The organism is Acinetobacter sp. BZX-2, assembly GCF_055179795.1.
Map to the genome: position 1 here is coordinate 99848 of NZ_CM143686.1, position 25552 is coordinate 125399.

At 36.7% G+C, this 25552-nt stretch carries 19 protein-coding genes; 3 read left to right on the forward strand and 16 right to left on the reverse strand.

What is annotated here, in order from left to right:
• Positions 1-45 precede the first annotated feature (45 nt).
• From ACY45D_RS00465 to ACY45D_RS00480, 4 genes are read right to left on the reverse strand one after another with little or no spacing between them, the layout of a single operon-like run.
• Positions 46-1248: a GIY-YIG nuclease family protein gene (locus tag ACY45D_RS00465; protein WP_463107980.1), complete on the reverse strand. Its 1203-nt coding sequence runs from the start codon at positions 1246-1248 to the stop codon at positions 46-48.
• A 14-nt stretch (positions 1249-1262) separates the two neighbouring features.
• Positions 1263-1535, reverse strand: coding sequence for a hypothetical protein (locus tag ACY45D_RS00470; protein WP_463107981.1), 273 nt, complete (start codon positions 1533-1535; stop codon positions 1263-1265).
• 16 nt (positions 1536-1551) lie between these two features.
• Positions 1552-3705: a DEAD/DEAH box helicase gene (locus ACY45D_RS00475; protein ID WP_463107982.1), complete on the reverse strand. Its 2154-nt coding sequence runs from the start codon at positions 3703-3705 to the stop codon at positions 1552-1554.
• Between the two features lie 2 nt (positions 3706-3707).
• On the reverse strand, positions 3708-6464 hold the full coding sequence (locus tag ACY45D_RS00480) for a class I SAM-dependent DNA methyltransferase (RefSeq protein ID WP_463107983.1): 2757 nt from the start codon (positions 6462-6464) through the stop codon (positions 3708-3710).
• A gap of 177 nt (positions 6465-6641) precedes the next feature.
• Between ACY45D_RS00480 and ACY45D_RS00485 the strand changes: the two genes are divergently transcribed.
• Genes ACY45D_RS00485 through ACY45D_RS00495 form a run of 3 tightly spaced genes read left to right on the forward strand, consistent with a single transcriptional unit; the run spans position 6642 to position 10704 of the window.
• Positions 6642-6935, forward strand: a complete 294-nt coding sequence (locus tag ACY45D_RS00485) for a DNA-binding protein (RefSeq protein WP_104794644.1) — start codon at positions 6642-6644, stop codon at positions 6933-6935.
• Between the two features lie 2 nt (positions 6936-6937).
• Positions 6938-9991: an HsdM family class I SAM-dependent methyltransferase gene (locus ACY45D_RS00490; RefSeq protein ID WP_463107984.1), complete on the forward strand. Its 3054-nt coding sequence runs from the start codon at positions 6938-6940 to the stop codon at positions 9989-9991.
• Entirely contained in the window at positions 9991-10704 is a 714-nt protein-coding gene (locus tag ACY45D_RS00495; protein ID WP_104794646.1) for a hypothetical protein, read from the forward strand. The genes ACY45D_RS00490 and ACY45D_RS00495 overlap by 1 nt, the downstream gene beginning before the upstream one ends.
• Before the next feature lie 3 nt (positions 10705-10707).
• Here ACY45D_RS00495 and ACY45D_RS00500 read toward each other — a convergent pair whose 3' ends face one another.
• The 12 genes from ACY45D_RS00500 to ribBA form a co-directional block, all read right to left on the reverse strand.
• Positions 10708-12279, reverse strand: coding sequence for a Tn7-like element transposition protein TnsE (locus ACY45D_RS00500; RefSeq protein ID WP_104794647.1), 1572 nt, complete (start codon positions 12277-12279; stop codon positions 10708-10710).
• Entirely contained in the window at positions 12279-13796 is a 1518-nt protein-coding gene (locus tag ACY45D_RS00505) for a TnsD family Tn7-like transposition protein (RefSeq protein WP_278595803.1), read from the reverse strand. The genes ACY45D_RS00500 and ACY45D_RS00505 overlap by 1 nt, the downstream gene beginning before the upstream one ends.
• The gene (locus ACY45D_RS00510; protein WP_463107985.1) at positions 13797-15464 is read right to left on the reverse strand and encodes an AAA family ATPase; all 1668 of its coding nucleotides are present in this window, start codon (positions 15462-15464) and stop codon (positions 13797-13799) included.
• Positions 15465-15491: 27 nt separating this feature from the next.
• Entirely contained in the window at positions 15492-17633 is a 2142-nt protein-coding gene (locus ACY45D_RS00515; RefSeq protein WP_463107986.1) for a Mu transposase C-terminal domain-containing protein, read from the reverse strand.
• The gene (locus ACY45D_RS00520) at positions 17617-18423 is read right to left on the reverse strand and encodes a heteromeric transposase endonuclease subunit TnsA (RefSeq protein WP_004965069.1); all 807 of its coding nucleotides are present in this window, start codon (positions 18421-18423) and stop codon (positions 17617-17619) included. Before ACY45D_RS00520 ends, ACY45D_RS00515 begins: the two co-directional genes overlap by 17 nt.
• Positions 18424-18578: 155 nt before the next feature.
• Positions 18579-20417, reverse strand: a complete 1839-nt coding sequence (gene glmS / locus ACY45D_RS00525) for a glutamine--fructose-6-phosphate transaminase (isomerizing) (protein WP_463107987.1) — start codon at positions 20415-20417, stop codon at positions 18579-18581.
• 12 nt (positions 20418-20429) lie between these two features.
• Complete coding sequence (glmU, locus tag ACY45D_RS00530; protein ID WP_463107988.1) at positions 20430-21794, reverse strand: bifunctional UDP-N-acetylglucosamine diphosphorylase/glucosamine-1-phosphate N-acetyltransferase GlmU; 1365 nt, start codon at positions 21792-21794, stop codon at positions 20430-20432.
• Positions 21795-21814: 20 nt separating this feature from the next.
• A complete protein-coding gene (locus ACY45D_RS00535) occupies positions 21815-22291 on the reverse strand; it encodes a phosphatidylglycerophosphatase A family protein (protein ID WP_463109387.1) in 477 nt (158 codons plus the stop codon).
• A 22-nt stretch (positions 22292-22313) separates the two neighbouring features.
• Positions 22314-23231: a thiamine-phosphate kinase gene (gene thiL, locus ACY45D_RS00540; RefSeq protein ID WP_463107989.1), complete on the reverse strand. Its 918-nt coding sequence runs from the start codon at positions 23229-23231 to the stop codon at positions 22314-22316.
• 11 nt (positions 23232-23242) lie between these two features.
• Complete coding sequence (gene nusB / locus ACY45D_RS00545) at positions 23243-23692, reverse strand: transcription antitermination factor NusB (protein WP_120385194.1); 450 nt, start codon at positions 23690-23692, stop codon at positions 23243-23245.
• A gap of 3 nt (positions 23693-23695) precedes the next feature.
• On the reverse strand, positions 23696-24166 hold the full coding sequence (ribH, locus tag ACY45D_RS00550; protein ID WP_010112227.1) for a 6,7-dimethyl-8-ribityllumazine synthase: 471 nt from the start codon (positions 24164-24166) through the stop codon (positions 23696-23698).
• A gap of 25 nt (positions 24167-24191) precedes the next feature.
• Positions 24192-25301 carry a bifunctional 3,4-dihydroxy-2-butanone-4-phosphate synthase/GTP cyclohydrolase II gene (gene ribBA, locus ACY45D_RS00555; RefSeq protein WP_463107990.1) on the reverse strand — a complete coding sequence of 370 codons (1110 nt, stop codon included), beginning with the start codon at positions 25299-25301 and terminating at the stop codon, positions 24192-24194.
• Positions 25302-25552 lie beyond the last annotated feature (251 nt).

Consider the following 25552-nt stretch of genomic DNA (forward strand, 5'->3'; position numbering starts at 1 on the left):
TAGGATATTCAAGATGGGAAAGAAGACAATAAAGTTTCATACTAACTAAGATGTGGAAATCAGCTGAGCTTTTTCTGCATCGTAGTAAACGGTCTCAATAGAGCCATTTTTAATATGATCAATAATGTCATTAATGGTGTTAAGAGAAACTAAGAACCACTCTTTGGGTTTGACAGGGTTTCCAAATCTATCTTCGATGACAATATCGAGTTGCGCTGAATGTAAGGCTTTATGAATAAGCTTTTCTAATTTGTGAGGTACAATATTTTCAGGAAGTGAATAAGTTGCGACAAGTTCCACATCAGCAAGTAAATAAGTTGGGTCTTTTCTTGCTTCTGTAATACGTTTATTTACGCTACCAGTAGTTACCCCAATTTTATGCAGTACATGTTTATTTGCTTTAATAAAATCGTTATCAGACAGACTTCGTAATACGTATATAGAACCACTTTTGACTTCAATATCAGTATCTTGTTCTGATAAATTAGCTGAGCTGAACAGGGGACCTGTGTTTTTTGCAACTAAAATACGTCGACCAGCTTCGTCTGTATTCAATGCTTTTTTTAACGATCGCATTAACAAATTACTTTCAGTTCCATTTGAATAGATTGCTCTTAATCGTGCATCATTTTCGCCATTAGGTGCCTTAAAATATTCACCTATTTCTGCAACGTAGACAATTTGTCCATCTACAATAAACCAATCATGTAATTCGATACTTGCATCTTTACCAAATGGCTTTGTGATCCGTAGTCCATCTTCTAGCTCTTTAGAGATTTGATCAAATATCCCTTTGAATACATCAAAGTCTGCACATGCTTTTCGAGTCGCTGTTAGTTCATTTGCTTCACGTTCTTTTTGTGATCTAACATGTTGTAGTACCAGAATATTATCTTCACTTTCAACTTCAATCCCTAATTCAGAAAGTAAGTCATCATCCTCTAATTCAGATATATCAGAAGCTTCGGAGGTAGTACTATTTAACAGATTATGTTGATCAAAGTCTTCTAGAAGAGATATGGATTCAGGCAATTTTCTAAGCTGATTAAGCCTAACAGCATAAAGGCGTTCAAAAATATCAGTATCATTTGAGTTGGATGGAACTCTATGATTTTTTTCGTAGAATTGAACAATTTCTTCAAATCCAGAGATCAAACGCTCTTCTTTGGCCGTATAGGTCACCTGTTTTACTGGTGCTAAATCTATACCTAATTCTGATAGCAAATCATCATCAGAAATATTAGCCATAAAATTTACCTTGTTTAACCTAATAGTTCGAATTTATCGAGATGGATTACAACAGAACTCATTGCAGAGTTCTGTTTAATTTTGTCAAGACGAGATGCACATAATTTTTCAAAGATATCTGCATCATCATTAAGGCATGGAACTCGTTGATGAGTTTCATAGAAGACATTAATCTCCTCAAACCCAGAAATTAGACGCTCTTCTAACGGGGTTAAAACCTTAGTAGATTTTAACTCAAGTTCGATTTCTAGTTCATCTAGAATCTCTTCATCTGAAAGACGTTTCATTACTTATTGTCCACTATCAAATATCAGATTTCGCTTTTTCTTGTGCTTTGAATCTTGCAAAAGCTGCAACACCTTCTGCCATCCTTTTTTCCCAAGCATCTTGAGAATTTATATCTGGTAAACGACCACGTTCTTTTTTAAATTGTACTGCACGAATTGCTAAGTCCTTTGCCTCTTCAGGGCTTAGATTGATACGTTTAGCTGAAATATGAGCTTGGACTTGTCTTAGTGTTGCTTCATCCATTGCTTTAGACAGTACAGCATACGCTGATTCGAATGGATTGATGTGATCAATCAAATCTATATCTAAATCACGTACATTCATAAAACGTTTAACACCCTGAATAAATGCTATGTTCGATTCAGGTTTACCATCTGGATTTCCAGTTCCACTAGAGCCAGCGGTTGTGCCTCCAAGTGTTTGCTGGGCTTGTTCAAGCTCTTTTTTCGCCTGCTGAATTAAGTTGAATGCTGCAATGGCATGCTGACGTACAGCTTCTTGATCTTCAAGCTCTAATTCTGGATATTTTTCCTGAACAATTTTACCCAGTGCTAACTGCGTTAATTCTTCAGGTACGATATTTTCTTGGTCAAAGAGGCCACGTTCAATAGCAGATTTATTTTGAACAAAAGCCGTAATAATTTCGTTCAAATCTTCTTTACAAATACGATTAGCTTCTTCAGATTCTGGTTTTTTTAAGCCATTAATCTCGACATGGACTTGTCCTGTCTTACCATTAATCCCAACATTCGTTTTACCTTTCTGATAGCCATCTTCACCATAATCAAAGCCATTTAATGCACCCTGATCTTTAGGCGTGAACTCAAAACGAGGGGCGAGTACTTGTTCCATCAATAGGCTTGCAGCAATCGCTTTTAGCATGTCATTGACAGCTTCAACTACCAGTTTTTCTGAGGCATCTGGTTCAGCGATTAAATTGGTAAATTTAGCACGATATTTACCTTCGGCATCACGTGTAGCACGACCAATAATTTGCACAATCTCAGTCAAACTACTGCGGTAACCAATAGTAAGAGCATGTTCACACCAGATCCAGTCAAATCCTTCTTTAGCCATACCTAAGGCAATAATGATATCAACATGGTCACGATTAAAACGTTGCTTTGGATCTTTGAGTGCTGTTAATACTTTGGAACGCTTAGCTACATCACTATCATCTACAAGATCTGCAACTTTTAAAGTACTTTTGTTTCCAAATTCGGTTGTAATTTCGACTAAATGAAATCCTGTCTCATCATCTACCCCTTTCCACGTGCCTAGCTCATCCATGATATGTTCAACTTCAAGATGTTTACCAATTTTGGTACTTTCTTTGGAGTTGACGTTTGGGATATGGATAATTGTTTTTAGGCTAGGGTCTAATACTCTCATTACAGCATCTGTATATTTTCCTGTATAGAAGAAATAACCAATATCCAGTGCCTTTAAATAGCTATAACCATTTAATTGCTCATAGTAAGTATAGGTAACAGTCTCAAATTTATTTTCATCAGTTGGAGAAAGTACAGCCTCTGAATCTCCACGAAAATATGAACCTGTCATTGCTACAATATGAGCTTTATCACGCTCAATAAATTGGCTTAATTGATTACCCAATTTATTATCAGGATTGCTGCTTACATGGTGGAACTCATCAATTGCTATAAGTCGATTGTCAAAAATCTCGATTCCAAGTTCTTCTACTGCAAAACGAAATGTTGCATGTGTACAAACTAATACTTTGTCATCACTGGATAAGAACTCACCGACAGCCTTTACTTTTGATTTAGCAACTTTTTCATCGTCGGCATTTGGAGCATTGCACAAGTTCCAGTGGGGTTGTACTTTCCAATCTGCCCAGAAACCGTACTTAGTCAATTCTTCATCTGCGAAGCTACTGCCAATAGAACGTTCAGGAACAATAATTAAAGCCTGTTGAATACCTTGATTTGCTAACTTGTCTAGGGCAATGAACATCAAAGCACGTGACTTACCCGACGCTGGTGGAGACTTAATTAAAAGATATTGTTCACCACGTTTTTCAAAGGCACGTTCCTGCATTGGACGCATGCCTAGTTCATTCGCTTTGTTGGATGCGCCTGTGCAAGCAGTTTTGATAGAAACAGCAGGAACAGTCCGTTTATTTGTTGGATTTTCTGAAGTTGTCATGCTTATTTTTTCCCTACTCGTTTTGCAGTCATTTCGGTATACATTGAAAATAGTTTCTCAAGACGTTCCGTATCATTCTTAAAGCGACGGCCAATATAAATACGTTCTAGAACTTCATCATTTTGCTCATGAGCAGCACGTAAGTTTTCGGGCATTTTTTCTGGATCGTAAAGGTCTGCAATCGTTGCAGGGAAATGTGCTTCCCGTGCCAACAAAATATTTTCAGCACAATTAGTTAAATCTGCTTTATTTTTCTCTGTTAGCTTTGGGACAGGGAAAGTATTCCAGCCTAAGGTTGGTGTAAATCTAAAATCTGTTCTCATTCTAATACAAACGGTTCCGACCCAAATTTGCATAAGTCTTGAAGCAGTTATAGATAAATTCCATAAAGGTGCATCATAAGCGGCACAAGCTGTATTCAAAACAATTTCATTACTTTGAATTAATCCAACAGGTAAATATTCTCTGTTTTCAGAAGAAGTTACTGGAGCAATTATTGTATGTTTATTAGATGTATACATTTCTCTAAATTGATGAGACTTACTGGCCATTTCGTTAGCGCTCATATCAGGGCTAGCTAAACGCATTTGTTTTACCTTTTCTATCCTTTCGAAAATTGGAGCTATCTGTAAAGCTTCATTCAAATTTTCATCTTTAATCCACAAACAATATCTTTGTATCCCTCTAATAAATTCGGCAGATCCATAAACTTTTCTAATAAATTTGTTTTTTTGTTCTTTTGTTAAATTCAGATGATGTACTTCATCTGAAGTAAGCAATAAATTTCCACCATCAACAGGTTTATTACCAGAGGCCATAAAAGTTAATGATGATAGAGGCTTAGATTTTTTGGTAACAATAATATTTTCACCTGAAACAAGGTAAGCATTAATATTATTGACTTTTTTTTCAAAAATTTCGTTATCTTTATTAGTACTATACAATGATTTCAGACCACCGTGAGCCTTAGCTAAACCCACAATAATTACTGTAACCCCTGCATTGTGAGATGCTAAATTGGCCCATGTAAAACTTGTATATGCAAAATTAATATTAATATTATTTTCGAAGATTAATGGCCATAAAATACCAACTTGTTGTCCTTGGCAAATAGAATTTGTAGATACTAAAGCTGACTTGGACTTCTCATCTACGGCATTATACAAAGCAGCTTTAAAGAACCAACCAGAAACATAGTCTAGTAATTTCCAATTTTTGACTTTCCTAAAAAGATTTTCTAAGTCTGATTTTTGTTCATCAGTTTGCCAAGTAGAGCCAAGATAAGGAGGATTACCACAAATATAGGTCTCTCCACCTTCATTTTCAAAGTCAATTTCTGTCTGTTCTAGGGGTGTTTGAAATAAATCATCAGCAACAACTTTTACTGAGCTGCCTGCTGGAGGACAAATGCTTAACCAATCCAAACGTAAAGCATTACCACAAATAATCCAGTTCTCTTTAGAAAGTGGCAATACGGTTTGCAATGCTTCAATCTGGCCACAGTACTGAACATTAGACTGATATTCCGCAATCACAAGTGCTAATCGAGCAATTTCAGCTGGGAAACTATTAATTTCAATTCCTCGGAAGTTAGTCAGAGGAATATCTGTAGCACGTCCTTTCTCATTTCTTAATTCATTAATTTGAGCTTCAATTTTACGGAGCTGCTTATAAGCAATAACAAGAAAATTTCCAGAGCCGCATGCTGGATCAAATACACGTATACGTGCAATTCGTTTACGTAAATTTAAGAGTTTTAGAGGGCTTTTTTTAGCAGCTTCTAATTGTTCATTTAAATCATCAAGGAATAAAGGCTTTAAAACCTTTAAGATGTTGGGCACACTAGTATAGTGCATCCCCAATGAACCACGTTCATCATCATTGGTAACAGCTTGAATCATTGAGCCAAAAATATCAGGATTGATTTCTTGCCAATTTAACTTTCCAGCATGTAATAAATAAGTACGGGCAATCTTTGAAAATTTTGGTACTTCTGTACTACCAGAGAATAGGCCACCATTCACATAAGGGAATTTTCTCGCCCAAACAGGAAGCTTTTTTTCTTCACGTTGAGGATGATCCACATTCATCGCATGGAATAATGTACCAATGACTTCATGGGTGTTGCTTGAATCACGTTCAGACATTTGTTCTATTGTCTGAGTAAAAATTCCACTTGGTTGGAAAATTTCAGTATCTTCTGCAAAGAAGCAAAAGATTAAACGTGCCATGAAATGGTTCATATCTTGGCGACGTTCCTCAGTAGCCCAATCTGGATTTTCTTTTAGTAATTCGATGTAGAGTTTATTTAAACGCCCAGTTGCACGTACATCAATCGGGTTATCTTTAATTTCCCGAATAGTGGATATGCCAGCAAGTGGTAAGAAAAAACCAAAATGTTCTGCAAACTTGGAAAACTCAGAACTAATGGTTTCCCCAGAAATAAGGTCTTCAGCTTGTAAGCTGAGGCCATCAGTAGCCAGAATGAATTTGGCTTTTGCCTTCTCTGTAGCTTTACTTTCTCGTAATGCATTTAAAGTTTGAGTGACTGAGTCCTGATCACATACAGCTATGTGAATATAATTTCTTTGCAGAACCCCGTTCTCAATGTCTGAAGAATTACTTTGACCAACACGTAGTTTTTTTATTGTTGTTTCTTTATTACCAAAAGCTCTTAAAAAGTCATAAGCAAACTCTTGAGCATCGAACGGTTTTTCAGCAAGTTCGGAGACAGCTGCTTCAATTTCAACGGCATTCATAGGCTTTAAGTTATATGTGATTCATCTTTGGGAATATTTTAGCAAATAAAAGAATATACATCCTCTTCTTAGGGCAATATTTGTCTGAGGCTGTGACCATATTTTATATTTCTTAATATATGGCGATTCTACATAAATTTATGTAGAATCGCCATATAGATATGATATTATAAAACAATGACCTATACTGAATTTAATAGGCTTGTTCGGAAAGCAAATCTAACGTTGAAAGCTTTTGCTGAACTGCTAAAAATGAATCCAGCTTCTCTTAGTAACTATGCAAAAAAAGGAGAGGTGCCAATGCATCTAGCAATTATTGCAACACTTCTATCTGAAATGCATGAACAAGGTATTGATTATTCTTCTATTTTAGATAGAGTTGAAATTTCTACTAAAAAACCCCGTGGTTCAGCAAAAGCTGGGAAATTCGGAGGAGATAAAAAAATTGATCTTGAGCTAGGGGATGATTGAGAATGGATGATTCTATGAAACACTCTCTTCTACAAGATCCTACTAAGTATGGTATATCAGAAAATATGCTCATTCAGTTTTCTGAGAAAGAGCCATTGTATGTGCATTTATCATATTTAGATTTGTTTACGAATGAGATTGATAAGCGGCCAGATGCCGTTGTTGAAATTAATGGTAGAGCTGCCTTATATTTAGTATCAGAAAATATATTTACAATTGATGAGTTAAGGCAATTAAAAGAAATCTTAGCCTCTCGTGCTGATGCACGCTTTTTAGGTGTCTTGAGAGCTGGTGTTATTGATATTTATCCTTTAGGGATTTTTTCTGAAAATGATGATCAGCCTATAGTTAAAAAAATTGATTTATCAGAGAGTAGTATTAATCTTCATGATTTTTTAATAGGTAATTTAACTGATAAACTTTATAAAAAAAATAATCAACGTAAAGTTGAACAGAGCTGGCTTGAAAATTATTTATTTCGTCTTTTACAAACGACTGCTCGTAATTTAAGAGAAAATATATCTGCAAATAAACTAACAGATAATCAAATTTTATCGTTAGTTGGTCGAGCACTATTTACACGATTTCTAATTGACAGAAAAATAATAGTAGATTCTGATGTTGGTAATATTTCTAATAAAACATCTAAATTAAATAACTTATTTAATAGCGTTAGCTCTATATCTGATACTTTCGCATGGTTGGATAAAACATTTAATGGTAACTTGTTGCCTTTAGGTAATTTTTATTATAATTCAGAGGATTATAATGAATTTTTCTCACAGATTGGAGATGAGTCAGAACATATTTGTTTTGAGCTACAAGATATACTTTTAGCAACGATTAATAGACAAATGTCTTTAGATTGGGGGCGAATCCAATTTCAACACGTTCCTGCGGATATGTTAAGTCAAGTTTATGAGCACTTTGCTCATGCTTACCAAAATGAATTCGCTAGGAAAACGAGTATCCACTATACACCTAGTCACATCGCTAAAATATTAGTAGATTCAGCGTTTGATGGGTTAGAAATAGAAGACAAAAGCTCGGCTCAAATACTAGATCCTTCTGCTGGAGCAGGTGTTTTTTTAGTACTTGCGTTTAAACGTCTAGTATTAGAAAAATGGAAAATTACTGGGGAAAGACCTACACGTAATCAAATTAGAGGAATTTTAAACCACCAGTTGGTTGGTTTAGATATCAATTCAGAATCACTCAAATTTGCTGCACTAAGTTTATATCTCACAGCCTTAGAGCTAGACCCTAATCCTACGCCTTTATCTGAGCTTAAGTTTGACGGTTTGAATACTAAAACGCTTATAAATGTCTCTTTTGGAGAAGATCTACAAGAAACTTTAGGTAGTCTTTCTGAAAGACTACCAGTAGAACTGAATGAACGATTTGATATAGTAGTTGGTAACCCGCCTTGGACTAAGCAAAGAGGCCGAGGTGTTGGTAAGAAATTCAATGAATTAATTGAAAGAATAGCGATTTCAAGAGGCATCGATTCTAAAGTTGCATCTCAATTCAATGTTGGATGTGATCCAGATATTCCTTTTATCTGGAGAGCAATTGAATGGTGTAAGCCAAATGGGATGATTGCTTATGCATTACATGCCCAACATACACTATTTAATTATGGAAATAGTTTTATATTGCGTTCAGCTTTACTTGACTGTATTGAGCTTACTGGTATTTTTAATGGCAGTGCATTACGACAAGAAAAAGCTATCTGGGAAAATAATGATGCACCTTTCTGTTTTTTAATAGCTAAAAATAAAAGACCTTCTTCATTTAGTTCATTTTATTATTTGAGTCCATATGTAGAAAAATCACTAAATGAGCAAGGTGGATTCCGAATGGATCCTCATATGGCTATACCTGTTGAACAATCTCAAGTTCAGGCTAATCCTCATCTATTGAAAACTTTATTTAGAGGATCTTGGTTGGATCATGAAATTATTGAGAAAATTCGTACAAACAGTGAAATGATAACATTACAAGAGTTTTGTGATAAATGGAAACTTATCTGCGGTAGTGGTTTTCAGTTAGGTAGCCAAAAAGTAGATGCATCTCTTTTCAAGGGGAAGTATTTATTTGATTCTAAAGAAAAAAACAAACATCAATATATAATTAATACCAGTAGACTACATTATTTTTATCATGATCGAATATATGGGAACAGAAATCCACAATTATTTAAAGCCCCATTAGTTTTATTTCTTGAATCTCCTCCACCGTTTAGGAATCAACGAGGCGCACTGCTCTCGATAGAGGAAGTAATATATTCAGAATCTTATGTTGGGGTATCAACTGCTAAACATTCATCACCATTATTACTGGCTAAATATTTGCAGCTAATTTCATACAGTAATTTATTTCTTTATTATTTTCTTATGACTAGTGCGAAATTTGGTGTGGAAAGAGATGCAATACTTACAAAAGAAATATTCACTTTTCCTTTAATAGACTTTGGCTCTTTTAATGAGGAACAGCTTACTCTCATAGAAAGTTTGAGTGAAAAATTAATCAACAGAGAAGAACCTTGGAATGAAATAGACCAATTTATGGCATCAATTTATGGCCTTAACAAGAATGAAATGCAAGTAATTGAAGATAGTCTAAAGATGTCTTTACCATACGCAGAAAATAAAAAAGTTGCACAGAATAATCCTGAAAATGAAACTTTGGAATGTTTTCAGAATGAACTTTGTCGTGTGATTAGTCCATTTACAAAGAGATTAAATCTAAAGTTATGGACTTCTATTGAAAAAAATCTCAATGGAAATCAATCTGGTTGGAAGTTTATTAGAATAGGCTTCAGTGAAGCTAAAAACATAAAAAATAATTTAAGCCATAAGTTTTTATCAGAATTAGCAGATCAATTCTGGGTATCCCAAGTAAAAATTCATATCGATGAAACTGGTTGTGAACTGCTTATAGGACAGTTGGCACAAAATCGATATTGGACAAAAACAAAAGCTCGATTACTAGCTTTAGATATTCTAAACACTGATTTGGAAAGAGCATATAATTATTGCGAGGGAATTCAATAATGAGTATGTTTGCTAGTTTAGGTAAGAAACCAACAGATACTAATTACCCATTTCCTGCATGGCCAGCACATATTATTTTAGTGATCGAAGATGCTTTAAGGTTAGCTTCTAAATCAGCAGAGAGTTTATTGGGTGGTAAAGCTAAATTATTAGTTGCAACAGAAGAGCAAATAACAGCATCAATTCAAAATACTCTTCATGAAATATTAAGTGATGGAACCATTGTTGAAGGTTTTACGTCAGATATTTTTCAAAGTATTTCTAGAAATGAGTCTGTTGAAGACTATACAGGGGCATATTTAGACAAACAGCCTGACTTAACGTTTAAACTAGTAGGTCAATGTAAGCCACACCAAGGGCTTTACTGTGAATGTAAAATCTTAGATAAAACTCATCCTGTTAGAAATTATTTATATGATGGATTATCTCGTTTTGTTACAGGTAAATACGCATGGGCTATGCAACACGCTCATATGATAGGTTATGTAAGAGATCAAAATCTATCTCCATCAAAATTAACAACATATTTAACTCAGAATAATAAGCCTGAAGGAAAAACTCACAGTGACTGCTTACAGATACAAGGAGTGCCTGTAATTAGGCCAAATGATTTAGTTTTTACCAATCATGATAGAAAATTTAAGTTAATCAGATTATCAACTAAGCCCGATGCTACTCCTATAGCTATTAGGCATTTATGGTTGAATATATAAATATTAATTTAAATTTAACATTCTTTCTAATCTCTGTAACCATCCACTAAATTCCTCATCAGATTCAGTTAACTCTACTAAATGTTTGGGATGATTCAATGTATAAGGAATCCCTAGATCTTGTAGGCTTTCAACAGATGGCCATCGAAGAGAATTTTTAACAATCTTTTTGGCAATATCTTTAAAATTATGATTCCATTTATTGAGATCATGGATTTGTACAACTAATGTTGAGAGTGGTTTTGCGTTATCACTGGTATCAATTTCTAATATTGCATACCATTGATTATAGATAAATAATCTAACCTCAAGTAGGCATCGATTATTTCCGTCTAGTGTACGATGCAAACGAGAACGTCCAACTTTTTGCAGGTAGTGGAGTTTCTCTTCATATTTTATATGATGTTTTAGGGCAAGCAGTTTTATAAGAAGTTTAAAAGCATCAAAACGTTGCATATAGAGAGCGATTACGTCGCTGTCATCCTCTAATCCGTTAAATTCACCTTGGGGCCCATTTCCATTCATGGTTGGTTCACCTGTTCCAACACCAACTTCTTCATATTCAGTCACATCATGATGTCCACCTGATCCGCCTTTCGTTTTTTTCTTCACGACTTTTCTCGTTTCACTAGGATTCGAAAAACTTAAGGATGTTTGAGGGATCTCTATTTGTACTAATTTCGAATTTGAGTCACCTTCAATATCATCATCTACCGAAGAATCATCTCCCCCTTGATTAGAGCCAGAAGAGCCTCCTCCAGAGCCTGTTGATTTGCCTGATTTGAATTCAGGGCTTTCATAAAGAACGCTTGGAGGCAGAGAGGTCTTAATATTATGTAGATCGGTAACTTCAAAGACCAAATATTCATTGGTGGTAGAATCAAATCGACCAAGCATTTTGAGTGAGATATTTATTAGTTGCGGTGGCGTGAAGTGAAATTGCCATGATGTTTTTTCTTCAAATTGTTTAGCTTCTAATTTGAAGTAATGAGCAATACTTTCATAGGATTGCCTAGCATTTTCATCTAATAATATCCATGAGAGTAATCTGCGAATGCCCTCATTATTGAATTGACCTAAAGGAAATGTGCGGTGTGGTAGCACATGAATAACGGTCGTTGTCTGATCTATAGGATCAACAAAAAACTCTCTTGCTAAGATACCTTGATCAATACAGTTCCTAGCTAAATAGGCATTGTGAAAGAAAAGAACGCGTGCTAATTCAATCTGGGGTATACGGATATGCAGAAGATCTGGGTTTTGTTCGCTACCTCTATTAAAATCAAATTCAAAATAATACCCTCTATTCTTTGGATCAACTTTAACTTTCCAATCTTCGTTTGATTGAATATTGATATTAATTTTATACCCACCTTTACGACATTGACTGTCACTTGGATTCAGACATCGACCTCGTGCAAAAGCTGGTAAATTAGATAGCCGTGAGTGCTTGACGGATAGTTCAGAATCAGCATGGATTCCTAATTTAATATTCCAAGATTTTAAGTGATTAAATTTAAATATTTCACCTAAGAATGTAATTTTTGCATCTTCTGGGAAATTCTTAATTTTCATTAATTTAACCTTAAATATTGTAATGCCATATTTAGAAATTTTGTCGTTTCAGAGGTCATACGCTCGTCACTCAAACCTGCTTTGCGTAAAATTCTCCAACGAGGTAAGTCTTGGCTTTGCATTTTTATTTCAATAAAAACTTGAGTTAACCGTCTAATTTGGTAGCTACTAATATCTTCGTTATAGCGTTTCAAAAATGATTGAGTAATGGGTAAACGATATAAATTTTTTTCAATAGTCGAAACATGGGTGATTTGTGTAAGCCACCATTTTGCAGAGCGTCGAGGACTATCTACATCCCAAATGAGCTCATTGTAGAGCCGAATAAGTTGTCTTACATAAACAAGATCACGCTTACGCCAATCAACTTTAGCTCCCTGTGGAATAAAGCCCTGATGGAAGGTTTGATTTATTTTCAATAGCCAGTCTTTATCATTACGGTATAGCCAAGCATATAAGGCTTGATCTATAGAACGAGCGGGTTTAATACCTAATTCTTTGACCAGTTTTAGCCATTTTTCTCTATATTCAAAGTGGTTGGGGTGCACACATATATTTAAATTTTGACTATTATTGTCTTTCGAGTCTTCATTTAAATTTTTAACTTGTTCTAGAGTCGCTGAAAAAGTCCATTCTTTATTACTTAATGCTTCAATCACAACGAGATGTTCCAGATAACTAAAACTTTTTCGGTGTTTCCTGAAGATACTTCGTAACCAACTTGTTTCAGATTTTAAGCCGCCTAAATTGTATTGTCCTAAAAATTTGGAAGGCCATCGAGCAATGATTTTGTCTAAGATTTTGTCGTGACTAATGTGGTTTCGACCACGTATACAATGATTTTTTTGAGCAAGCTGATGGTAGAACCTTGTCCATTGCTCATAATGAGGTGACTCAGAAGGCGGAAGAGACAATAATTCTAATAATTTCTTTGTAATAAATAGGCTATCTGATGTCGCTTTCGACTGAATTTGCTCAGGGCACGTTTGGTATGTTGGTGTGATGAAATCATGTCGATGTAATGATCTTAGTTCAATGGTTGAGTCAATAAGTTCACCATGTATTGGACAACAAGCACCTTGTATTTGCCATAAGCGTGACCAATAAAGTTCACTATATAATTCTAACTGTTCTTTAAAACAGGCTGGGCAGTAGCGGAGTTTATGGATGGGTTTAAGTCGTGACGCATTAACACCCAGAGCAAGATGAATTGAGCCTTGGGATACTTCAGCCATCCATTGTAAACACTGTTGCCGTCTATCCTCAGGTACAAAGGGGGCATAGATAGGGAAGAGCGTATGTTGATATGCAATATCCTCTAGGCTTAACTGATTGCTAGGAAATTGGTTGATAATAGCGTTTAAGTGACAAGGGAGATCAACTGTAGCAATGACTTTACGGTTCTGAAAAATTTCATCCAATAATTGTTTTGGACTGCTTAAAGCAAGACGGATTCCAGCCCTAGCCACAGTACTGTAAATGAGTTCATTTTGATATGGCAGAGGGAAATTTAGCATCTAACTCACCTGCTCAAACCAGCGTTCCATATTAAAAATAAGCTGAGTATGTTCTTTAAGATGTTGATAGAAATTTTGTTTCTCATCTTTTTGTGAGAATTGGAATCGTAAATCCTCAGTATCTAAAGTATGCCATTGATCTTGTTTAACCCTTTTACTTTTATTTTTAGGCTTTGGTTTAGTCTGAATATTTTTGCCTATATCATTCAGCCATATCATGACAACTGGCATAAGTTCTTGCATTGAGAGATGGGGATGTTGCTGAAAGGCTCGTTTAATAGTTGGTACTAAAAGTTCAGATTTAAAGTCTAGCCCAAGTAAAAGGTGATGTAAGCGTATAGCCTCTTTATTACCATTGTATTCACTCAAATCATCATACTCAGTAGATTCAGTATGCTTATCTACAATCATTTGTAATTTAAGAATTTGCTGATCGACTTCAGGAATAATTAGATCAGAAAATTGTATAATTTTTTCTGGATCTTTAGATCTAAGAGCATTGACCATCGGGTGGATGGGCTTAAGTTCATCATGGTAAGTCTTTTTTAATAATTTAACGGTAATACGTTCTAGGCCAGAAGTAATGGCATTAATTTGTGCAAGTACAAATAATTTGACAGCAATATCAAGAATGCCTTGGCTAAGATCATAAAGACATTCACGAATCTCATCAGAGAGATGCATATCTGCTTTGTTTAACCACTGATATTTCCATAAAGCATCGGTAAAAGCATTCCATTCAGATTTATATATGCGATTATTTAACTCAAGGTTTGGTTCATTTTTTATAGGTTCCCATAATACAGATCCAAATCCAGCAGCCCTACGGTTACCACGAAGATCATTAAAAATATACCTTGCCTTTGGTGTACCTACCATGATGACGGGCAAGCTAATCACATTAACGAGTGTGACAAAGAAATTTAACATTTTATCAGCACCGCCAGAGTTTTTGATATTAAGGTGCTGTATTTCATCAATAATAAGCAAGCCAATTGCATGAAAATTTGCAATCTGACGCATTAAATTGAGTAACGTTTCAACACCATGACGCTTTAAAGCGTATTTAGCTTCATAGTTGGTATCAAGAGCAATATCAACGGCTCTAAAGAAATGTAAGCACAAGCTTTTTAAGGAACCGTCATGAGGACAGTCAATTTTTAAGTATACAATTTGGGTGAAGTTATACTTTTCGTGATAAATAACTTGTGGGTATACACTAAGAATATTATTGATCGTTGTGGTTTTACCGATTCCAGAACATCCGATAATACTCATACTTTGAGCTGTTGAACGAGCAGGCTCATACCTAAAAGCTGAAATATCACCTTTCATTGTTCGCTCATAACCATTCTGAATATGTTTGTTCAATTCTCCATTTGATATATTTCGACCGACATACCCTTGTCTTAACATAATTGAAAATTTTGTCCAAAGTTCAATATGTCGTTCAATTGGATGGAAAAAAATATTCAGTAATTGAGGAATAAGGTGTATACGCTGTGATGCTGGTAGAGATTGGTCTGTAATATCGAAATTTACTTTCCCTCTCAGTGCTTTAATAATATCAGGCGTATCCAGAATAGGAGGTAATGCTTCAATGAATGGATTGCCAGCATAATGCCCAATACTAGGTTGATATTCCTTAACAATGACTTTATTACTCATTCTATTCATCCTTATTCGTGAATAAAGTTATGGCTCATCATCTTCACTGAGTAAATCGTGGTATAGAGGGAAACGTAACTTTAAATCCTCATCAAGTTCGTCAGATGACTTCTTCCGCTTTGGCATAGGAATGACATTGCTCTGAGCATCTTGTGTGATTTCGGGCTTTATAACCCTTGTAGCAGTGTCATTAATACTGGAAGTCGTACCTTTCAATTTAGAACGTTCAAGCTCTTTTTCATGGCTTCGATTACTTCTGATTTCAGAGATTCGACTTTTCTGGCTTTGAGTAGACAATGGTGTTTCGCTACTAGCTTGTTGAATAATATCCATGATTTTTTGTTCTAGCTCAGATTGAGCTAAGTTGTTTTTTATGTCTTGTTTTTCAAAAGTTTTTTTCTGAACACTATTAATTTGCCAAACTTCCCAAAAACTATAGCCTCTAAATTCACGGGAATAGTCGGAAATCGTTGCCTCCCAATATTTCAGACTACTTTGTTCATAGAAAACATAAATTTTTTCTGCATTACTTGGATCATAGGCAGCATATAAAAACTTGGGTCGATTTATTGTATTTTGGCGGTGTAGCCAACCCTTTTCATATAATTCTGGGCAGGTATAAGTCACACCAAAAAGTTTCAAACCTCGATTCGACAAGGTTACCTTTTCTCTAGGCAATAATGCGACATAAACAGCCTGATCGGAAGCTGTTCGTAGTTTCCCCGTACGATGCTGTATTCCCCAGTTCCATAACGCCATTGGGACGGCTGGTAGGTCATGTGGTAAATCGATATCACGATCATAATTGTTGATTTGATGAAATTGGTTATATTTCAGAACTGATAAAAGAATAATTTTAGTGAATTCATCTAGATTAAGTGTTGCATCTAAACGGTAGTCCTTTCCACCTCGTTTCTTTGTGATCACATCTTGAACCACTCCTTTTGCAAAGGGTTTAAATTCAGCTTGTATTAATTTGAATCTGCTTTCAACAATTGGTTTTAGATCACCACGATAGGGGGGGGCATTCTCAAGCCTGATCGAAAAACTTTTTTCTAAATTTTCAACTTGATGACCAAATAACTCGGCTCGGTCAGCCAAAATCGCATCAGGCAAGCCGATACAAGGCCAGTTTTCATAAGTAATATCTATTCCATACTTTTTGCATAAAGCGACTTTATCTGTAAAAGCGCAATAAAGAGCTTGTATACTTGTTTTATAAGAAGCATTTTCTAAGCCAATATATAAGCCAGTAACCATACGACTAAAGACATCAATGACGAAGTAAATTGTTGGTCGGCCAATTATTCGGCTTCGATCAAGATTAGAAACTAAATAGATATCAGCAATCGTGGCATCTATTTCATACCGTGAACCAGGACCAAGAACTTGTGTATTTACAGTAGAATGGAGCTGGCGTAAGTCTTTAGAGTACTCAATGTCGTTTGATCGCTTCTGTAAACGAGTTACTTGATTGTATTCTCGGTGATAAAAATACTGAAATTGGCGTAGTGTAGGATATTCATTTTCAGGGATATCTGGGTAAAGTGTGCGATATAGCTTTTGAAATTCTCGATTGGCATATTTTAAAGAATGCTTCTTATTTGATAATAAATATTTGCTAATCGTGAGATGAAACAGACGTTCAATCTCTTGTGTAATAATAGCTCCAGTACCTTCTTTGTAGAGGCGTTTTCTTCCTAATTTTTGACTTGCAACTTTTTTGCTTCCTTTTGCACCAGAGTTTTGGTAGTTAGGGATTAAGGCATTTGGTGTCTGTCCTCTTTGCCAGTATTGTCTAAGCAAGCGGTATATTGTCTGTTTAGTAGATTTTTTATTATTTATAATTTCATTAATTAGTGAAGATCGGATACTGGGAATATAAAACTGTTCATTGTCCACTATAGCTTTGATTAAATTATAATTTTCATCTCTTTTTAGCTGAGAAATAGAATCTTTTTCGGGCTGGATGAGGGCAATTTCTTGGAATGGATCTTCAATTCGAAATACCTCAAAAGATTCAATGGCATGAAATAATTCCGTTTTGCTGATGATTTCAGGAAGTGCTTTCACATCATTGATATCAATCCAAATAATATGTTCAGATAAAATTTTGAGGATTCTGATCGAGAGATCCTGATACTGATATACATCATTGATTCGCAGCATAACGAACCTCCTCCCAAGTCGTTAGATTGCCTAATTGAATATTGGGTGGGACTAAATCTTTGTAATTTAATTTTAGGTCGAATTTAAAATAACGTTGAGCAAAAAGTACACGTAATTCTGATAGAGATGTACCTATCTCAAGGTCATAAGATGAATCAATTTTTTTTGCTAAGTTAATCAAGGATAAATTTGGATATTTATGGAACTGCTTTACATAGAATTCAATTTGATCATACAGATTGATGTGATCATTATCTCTAATGGCAGGATATAACCATTTAATGTTGTCAAAAACCACTTTAGGAATTTCTTGTTCAGTGATGATTTGCCAAGGGATTTCTTTGCTTTGCCAATAACGTCGTTCGATTTCTAGTTTCTCAATTGTACGGATATCTTCAAGATCTTTCTGGTATTTAGCTTGTATGCTAAATCGAGGATTCATAGCGTCGGAACTAAATACATAAAAATCTGTACTCATTATCTGCTTAATGCCTCTAACGGCAGGGTGTGGAATACAAGTTAAATGGGCGATTTCTTCAGTCTGTTCTATTCGGAGAGGGAATTGTTCTCGTATATCTTGAATCAGAGGATTCCATTCTAAAATTAAGAAAATAGCGAGCTCTAAGTCTGAGAGTAGATGATGTGTCCGCTTTGTTTTATGACCGTAAACTCGATGAGAGCGACCAAGTGATGATAGATCACGAACAGTCAACCACGGTTTATATGATGATAACTCACCATCACCTCGGCCATCTTTGATCCATTTTTGCTGTTGTTGGACTGAGAGCATAAAAAAACACCTATTGTGTTCATTTGAAATGAGCATAACAGGTGTTCATAAAACAAACAATCCAGTATGATACTTTTTTGTTTAGTATGACACTTTATTGTTTGGTGTGAGACTTTATTGTCTGCTTACACAAAAAAATCAATCTAAATAATTGATTATTCTACAGTTACTGATTTTGCCAAATTACGTGGCTGATCGACATCCGTACCACGTAAAACTGCGACATGATAAGAAAGTAATTGTACTGGAACACTGTAAACAATCGGTGCTAACCATTGATTTACACTTGGCACATGCACCACGTGTTGACGATCTTTATCGACAATACCGCTATTTTCATCTGCAAAAACAAAAAGTTCGCCGCCACGTGCTTGTACTTCTTCCATATTGGATTTGAGTTTATCCAACATGTCATCTTTAGGTGCAAGAATCACTACAGGCATGTCATTATCAACAAGTGCCAATGGCCCATGTTTCAGTTCACCTGCTGCATAACCTTCAGCATGAATGTAAGAAATCTCTTTTAGCTTTAATGCACCTTCAAGAGCAATCGGGAACTCAGTACCACGACCTAAGAATAAACAGTGCTGTTTTTCTTTAAATAATTCAGATAAGCGTAAGATTTCTTTATCATTTTGCAAGGTATCTAAAATTACTTTAGGGATATGCCATAAAGCAGATGTGATGTCAGTGATCCAATCAGCAGAAATACTTTGTTTGACTTGACCTAGTTTCAAGGTCAATAGCATTAAAGCAGTAAGTTGTGTAGTAAAGGCTTTGGTTGAAGCTACACCAATCTCAGGCCCAGCAAGGGTCAAAAGATGATGATTCGTTTCACGAACCATTGATGATGTTGCAACATTACAAATGGTCAGCGTACTAATATTAATATTTTTTGCTTCAGCACGTTTTTGTGTATCACGTAGTGCCGCCAAAGTATCGGCTGTTTCACCTGATTGTGAAATACATACGTATAGTGTATCTGCAACAATCACTGGCGAGCGATAACGAAACTCGCTGGCAATTTCAACTTGGCATGGCAGATCGATCAGCTGTTCAAACCAATATTTTGCAATCATTCCTGCATGGTAACTGGTACCACAAGCAAGGATTTGCACTTGTTTGACATTTTTAAAATCAATTTCAGCACTTTTCAAGAAATCATCACGTAGTGCATTTCCATTCAAGGCTTGTGAAATGGTTTGTTGAATGGCTTCAGGTTGCTCATAAATTTCTTTGAGCATGTAATGCTTATATTCGCCTTTAGAAGCATTACTAATAGCAGCATCTAACTCTTTGATCGGGTGCTCGACCAGTTGACCATTGGCAAAAACTTCAATGCTATTACGGGTTAAACGTGCAATTTCACCTTCTTCAAGGTAAATAAAACGATTAGTTACTGGCAATAAAGCCAATTGGTCAGAGCTGATAAAGTTTTCACCAATACCCACACCAATCACTAATGGAGAGCCTTCACGAACAGCAATCAGCTCATTTGGATGATCAGTATGCACAATACCTAAAGCATAAGCGCCTTTGAGTTGTGGAACGACTTGTTCAACTGCTTTTAATAAATCAGGTGTTGTTTTGAGTGCCTCATGTACAAGATGAGCCACAACTTCAGTATCTGTTTGAGAAGTAAATACATAACCTAAAGCTTCCAAATCATCTTTAAGTTCTTGATAGTTCTCAATAATTCCGTTATGTACGACTGCGACGTGACCGGATATATGCGGATGCGCATTATCTTCAGACGGTTTACCGTGCGTTGCCCAACGGGTATGTGCAATCCCTAATGAACCCAAAATATTGGACTCTGAAACAGCCTGCTCTAGATTTGCGACTTTACCGACGCGGCGTTCACGCAAAATTTGACCTTGATCAACCAATGCTACGCCTGCAGAGTCATAACCACGATACTCAAGGCGCTTTAAACCTTCAATTAAAATATTTGTAATGCTACGTTCAGCAACGCCACCAACAATACCACACATATTTATATCCTCTTATTTCTTGACCTTTTGGGGACGTTGATAATTTTCTTTAGAAATCTGTTTAGCACGTTCAAATGCTAGACTATTGTCAGCAACATCATGGGTAATCACAGAACCTGCACCAGTCGTTGCACCGTTGCCAATTTTGACAGGCGCAACCAATGAGTTATTGGTACCAATAAAAGCTTGATCACCAATAATCGTTTTGTGTTTATTGGCGCCATCATAGTTGCAGGTAATTGTACCTGCACCAATATTTGATTCAGCACCAATTTCAGCATCACCTAAGTAGCTAAAATGATTGGCTTTTGAGGCAAAACCGATACTTGTATTTTTGACTTCAACAAAGTTGCCAATGTGTACTTCATTGGCTAATTGCGCACCTGGACGTAAGCGAGCAAATGGGCCGATTTGTACGTTTTCACCGACGATTGTACTGTCAAAAATACTATAAGGTTGAACTTTTGTACCTGCTGCAATCGTTGTATTTTTAATGATACAACCTGCGCCAATTTCAACATTGTCACCAAAGCTACATACGCCTTCAATAATGACATTGATGTCAATGCGAACATCTTGTCCAATAGTCAATTGTCCACGTAAGTCAAAACGTGAAGGATCAATCAGGTGGACGCCTTGTTGCATCAACTGTTTGGCTTGATAATTTTGAAATTCACGTTCTAAAGCCGCGAGTTGAACTCGGTCATTGACACCTTCAACTTCAAAAGCCAATTCAGGTTGAATTGAAGCGATGTCCATACCATCAGCAAGTGCCATAGCGACGATATCTGTCAGATAATATTCACCTTGCGCATTGTCATTGCTAAGTTTTGGTAACCATTCATGCAATTTAGCATTGCTGACGCAGTAAATCCCTGTGTTGATTTCTTTAATTTGACGTTGTTCTTCAGAGGCATCTTTATGTTCAACAATGGCTTGGATTTTACCGTCTTTACGAACAATACGACCATAACCCGTTGAGTCTGCAAGGGTTAGTGTGACTAAGCCAATACCTGTTTTTGTTGAGGCATCCACTAAACGTTGTAAAGTGCTTTGTTGAACACATGGCACGTCACCTGAAAGAATCAATGAGATCCCATCTTGTGGTAACACAGGCAGAGTGACTTTGACTGCATGACCTGTACCGAGCTGTTCAGTTTGTTCTACCCATTTTACATTTTCAGTTGTAAAGGCATTTTGAACTAAATCGCCGCCGTGACCAAAGATGGTAATAATATTTTCTGCTTGTAATTGTTTTGCTGTTTCAATCACATGACCAAGTAGTGGACGTCCTGCTAAAGGTTGAAGAACCTTGGGTAAGCGAGAACGCATACGCGTTCCTTTACCAGCAGCAAGAATGATCACAGTCGTTGACATAACACACCCTACAGTTTGGCTTAAGCCATTTTAAAATATAAGTAAATTAATATGCAAATTGCTGCCCAAAATCCAGCAATAATATCGTCAAACATGATGCCAAAACCGCCATCGATTTTTTGATCGATGATACGAATAGGCCAAGGTTTCCACACATCAAATAAGCGGAACAATGCAAATCCAGCCAATACCCATATCCAGTTCATCTGTCCAAAATAGATCAAGGGTAAGAAGGTGATGGATTGTCCTGCAAATTCATCCCAAACAATGCGACCGTCATCATGGACATGAATAATGTCAGCAGTTTTGCCACAGATCCAAATACCGACCAATGACATGATTAAAATGGCTAATATGGAGCCATAAAATCCGATTGCAAGCCAAATCGGAATAAACAGAAGTGCAAATGCAGAACCAAAAGTACCTGGTGCTTTGGGTGCTAAACCCGAGCCAAATCCAACACCGCAGAACACAATAAAGCGTTCAGACCACGTCATATTTTTAAAGACTATAGGAGGTTTATGCAAAGTGTTGATACCCTTGAAGTTGAAGTGAATGATCTAAGCCATCTTTTTCAAATGTTAATTCGCATCGTTGCGTAATTTTACCGATGATTGTAGTTTTTACATGAGGTTGTAATTGCAAAAGTTTTTGGTAGTTTTGCATGCTTATTGTAAAGCATAACTCATAATCATCGCCACCAGCCAGCGCATATTTCCATTGTTCATGTTCAGACAATACTTTCAGGGCGTCATCTATAGGCAGTAATGTAAGATCTATACGTGCTCCAACATTGGATGCTTTGAGAATATGTCCTAAATCTTGAGCCAAACCATCTGAAACATCAATCATACTTGAAGCCAGACCTTTCAGCATCTCACCGAGTTCACAGCGAGGCGTTGGGTAGTCTAAGCGTTGTTGTAATGGATGTCCTAAATGTTGTAGTCCAAAAGCAGCATCACCTACAGTGCCGCTGACAACGATTAAATCATCCACTTGAGCACCTGATCGAGCAATCGCTTGACCAGTTTCAATCCAACCCAATGCAGTGACACTTAGGGTTAAATGAGGGCTTTGTGTAGTATCACCACCAATTAAACGTACCCCGAATTGATCGCAACAATCATATAAACCTTGGCTAAAATCTTTTAACCAGCCATGATCAATTTGGGGTAGGCTCAATGCCAAAAGAATGCTGTGTGGCGTTGCACCCATTGCAGCAATATCAGAGAGATTCACAGCAACAGATTTCCAGCCAATCGCATGTGCTGAAGTATTGGAAGGGAAATGTCGTCCTGCAACAAGTGTATCTGTACAGATCACCAGTTGATGCTGTGGAGGTGGGGTGAGCAGGGCTGAGTCATCTCCGACACCTAAATCAACATCTGTTTGTTGTTGACGGTTGAAATAGGTATCAATAATTGAAAACTCAGCCATGATCAAACAACTTATTTCGCTTGTTGTTTTTCTGCTTCACGAAGCTTAGATGCTAAACGGTCTAATACACCATTGATGTATTTATGACTGTCCGCGCCACCGAAATGCTTTGCAAGTTCGATCGCTTCATCAAGTACAACACGATAAGGAACTTCAAGATGATCTTTGAGTTCGTATGCGCCTAAACGCAATGTTGCAAGTTCTACACCATCCAATGCATCGATCTCACGATCAAGTACAGGGACAAGTAAAGCATCCAATGCTTCATGATTTGCAATCACTTGCGTGAGCAGCTCATGGTAATAGCCGAGATCCACTTTATGCATAGCATTTTCAGCACGAGTACGTGCTTCAATTTCATGCACTGGGTTGTGGCTCATTTGCCATTCATAAATCCCTTGTACAGCAAAACGACGTGCTTTGCGCTTAGCTGCATAAGTAGCTTGGAGTGTTTGCGACATGCTTTAAATTGCCTTTAACAGATTAACCATTTCAATCGCAGTAAGGGCAGCTTCACCGCCTTTATTACCTGCTTTTGTACCAGAACGTTCAATTGCTTGCTCAATACTATCCGTTGTCAATACACCATTAATTACAGGTAAGCCAGTATCTAAACCAACCACGCCTAAACCTTTGGCACATTCACCTGCAACGAAGTCGAAATGTGGCGTGCTACCACGAATCACTGCGCCAAGTGCGATGACAGCATCAAAATTACCTGATGCAGCTAATTTCTTAGCAACCACTGGGAGTTCCCATGCACCTGGTGCATGAACAACAGTGATATTATCGTCGCTTACACCATGACGATGCAATGTATCAATTGCACCTTCTAATAAGTGTTCAACAACAAAACTGTTAAAACGTCCAACTAAAATCGCGTAACGGCCTTCGCTCGCGAGATGTAATAAACCTTCAATTCGGCGAATCGCCATAGCAACCTCGATGATTTTACAAAAATTATTGATCGGCAGTGATGTATTCTACTACTTCTAAATTAAAACCTGATAACGCATTAAAGCGTAATGGTGAGCTGAGTAGCTTCATTTTCTCAACACCTAAATCACGCAAAATTTGAGCGCCTACACCAATGGTTTGATATTGTTGTGATAATGCTGCATTGGATTTGGTTGGCTTAGGTTTACCTAACGACTCTAAAGCAGGGCCTAAGTCAGATAAATGACGTTGTCCAATCCAAACTAAAACACCACGATCACTGTTGGCAATGGTTTTTAATGCTTTATCTAAATTCCAAGCCGCTCCGCCATCTTGTTTATTTAGCTTGAGTAAGTCACGTACAGGATTAAAGCCATGTACACGTACAGTGGTAACACCGTCTTTTGGTTCACCTTTAACAAAAGCTAAATGAATATCAGGATTTCCGATTTCTCGGTAGCGATAGAGCTCAAAAGTACCATATTCAGTATCGATGCTCTGTTGATCTAAACGTTCTATGGTTTGCTCATTGGTCATTCGATAGTGAATCAGGTCTGCAATAGTACCCATTTTCAAGCCATGCTTTTCAGCAAAAACTTCTAAATCAGGACGACGTGCCATGGTGCCATCATCATTGATAATTTCACAAATCACAGAAGCAGGTTCTAAACCTGCTAAACGAGATAAGTCACAACCTGCTTCGGTATGACCTGCACGGTGCAAAACCCCACCTGGCTGAGCCATAAGCGGGAAAATATGCCCTGGCTGCACAATATCGGAAGGTTTAGCGTGTGCTGCAACAGCAGTTTGAATGGTATGCGCACGTTCAGCTGCTGAAATACCTGTCGTAATACCATTCGCTGCTTCAATCGACAGTGTGAAATTAGTCGCGTGTTGTGCACCATTCGCATCGACCATTAAAGGTAGATTTAATTGTTGGCAACGGTCACGGCTGAGGGTTAGACAGACAAGACCACGTGCGTGTGTGATCATGAAGTTGATGTCTTCAGGGCGTACGTGAGTTGCAGCAATGACTAAATCGCCTTCATTTTCACGATCTTCATCATCCATCAGGATAACCATTTTTCCTGCACGGATATCTGCTACAAGCTCTTCAACTGTATTAAGCGGCATCAAGCTTCACCTTTTTGTTCTGTCGTGTGACATTTTCATTTAATTCATCGAGACATAGTTTAACGTGTTTTTACGTATTTTGCCTATGCTTATCATATTCCATTGCGCTACATAGTTATACACAAGCGATTAGCACGATGAAAAGAGAGGAAAAATTGATTTGAGTATCTTTCGCCTAAAGATTAAACGTTCATTCATTTGGGAAAGTTTTGGCTACTCTTATGTGAAAAGTATATAAATAAAAACAAGCC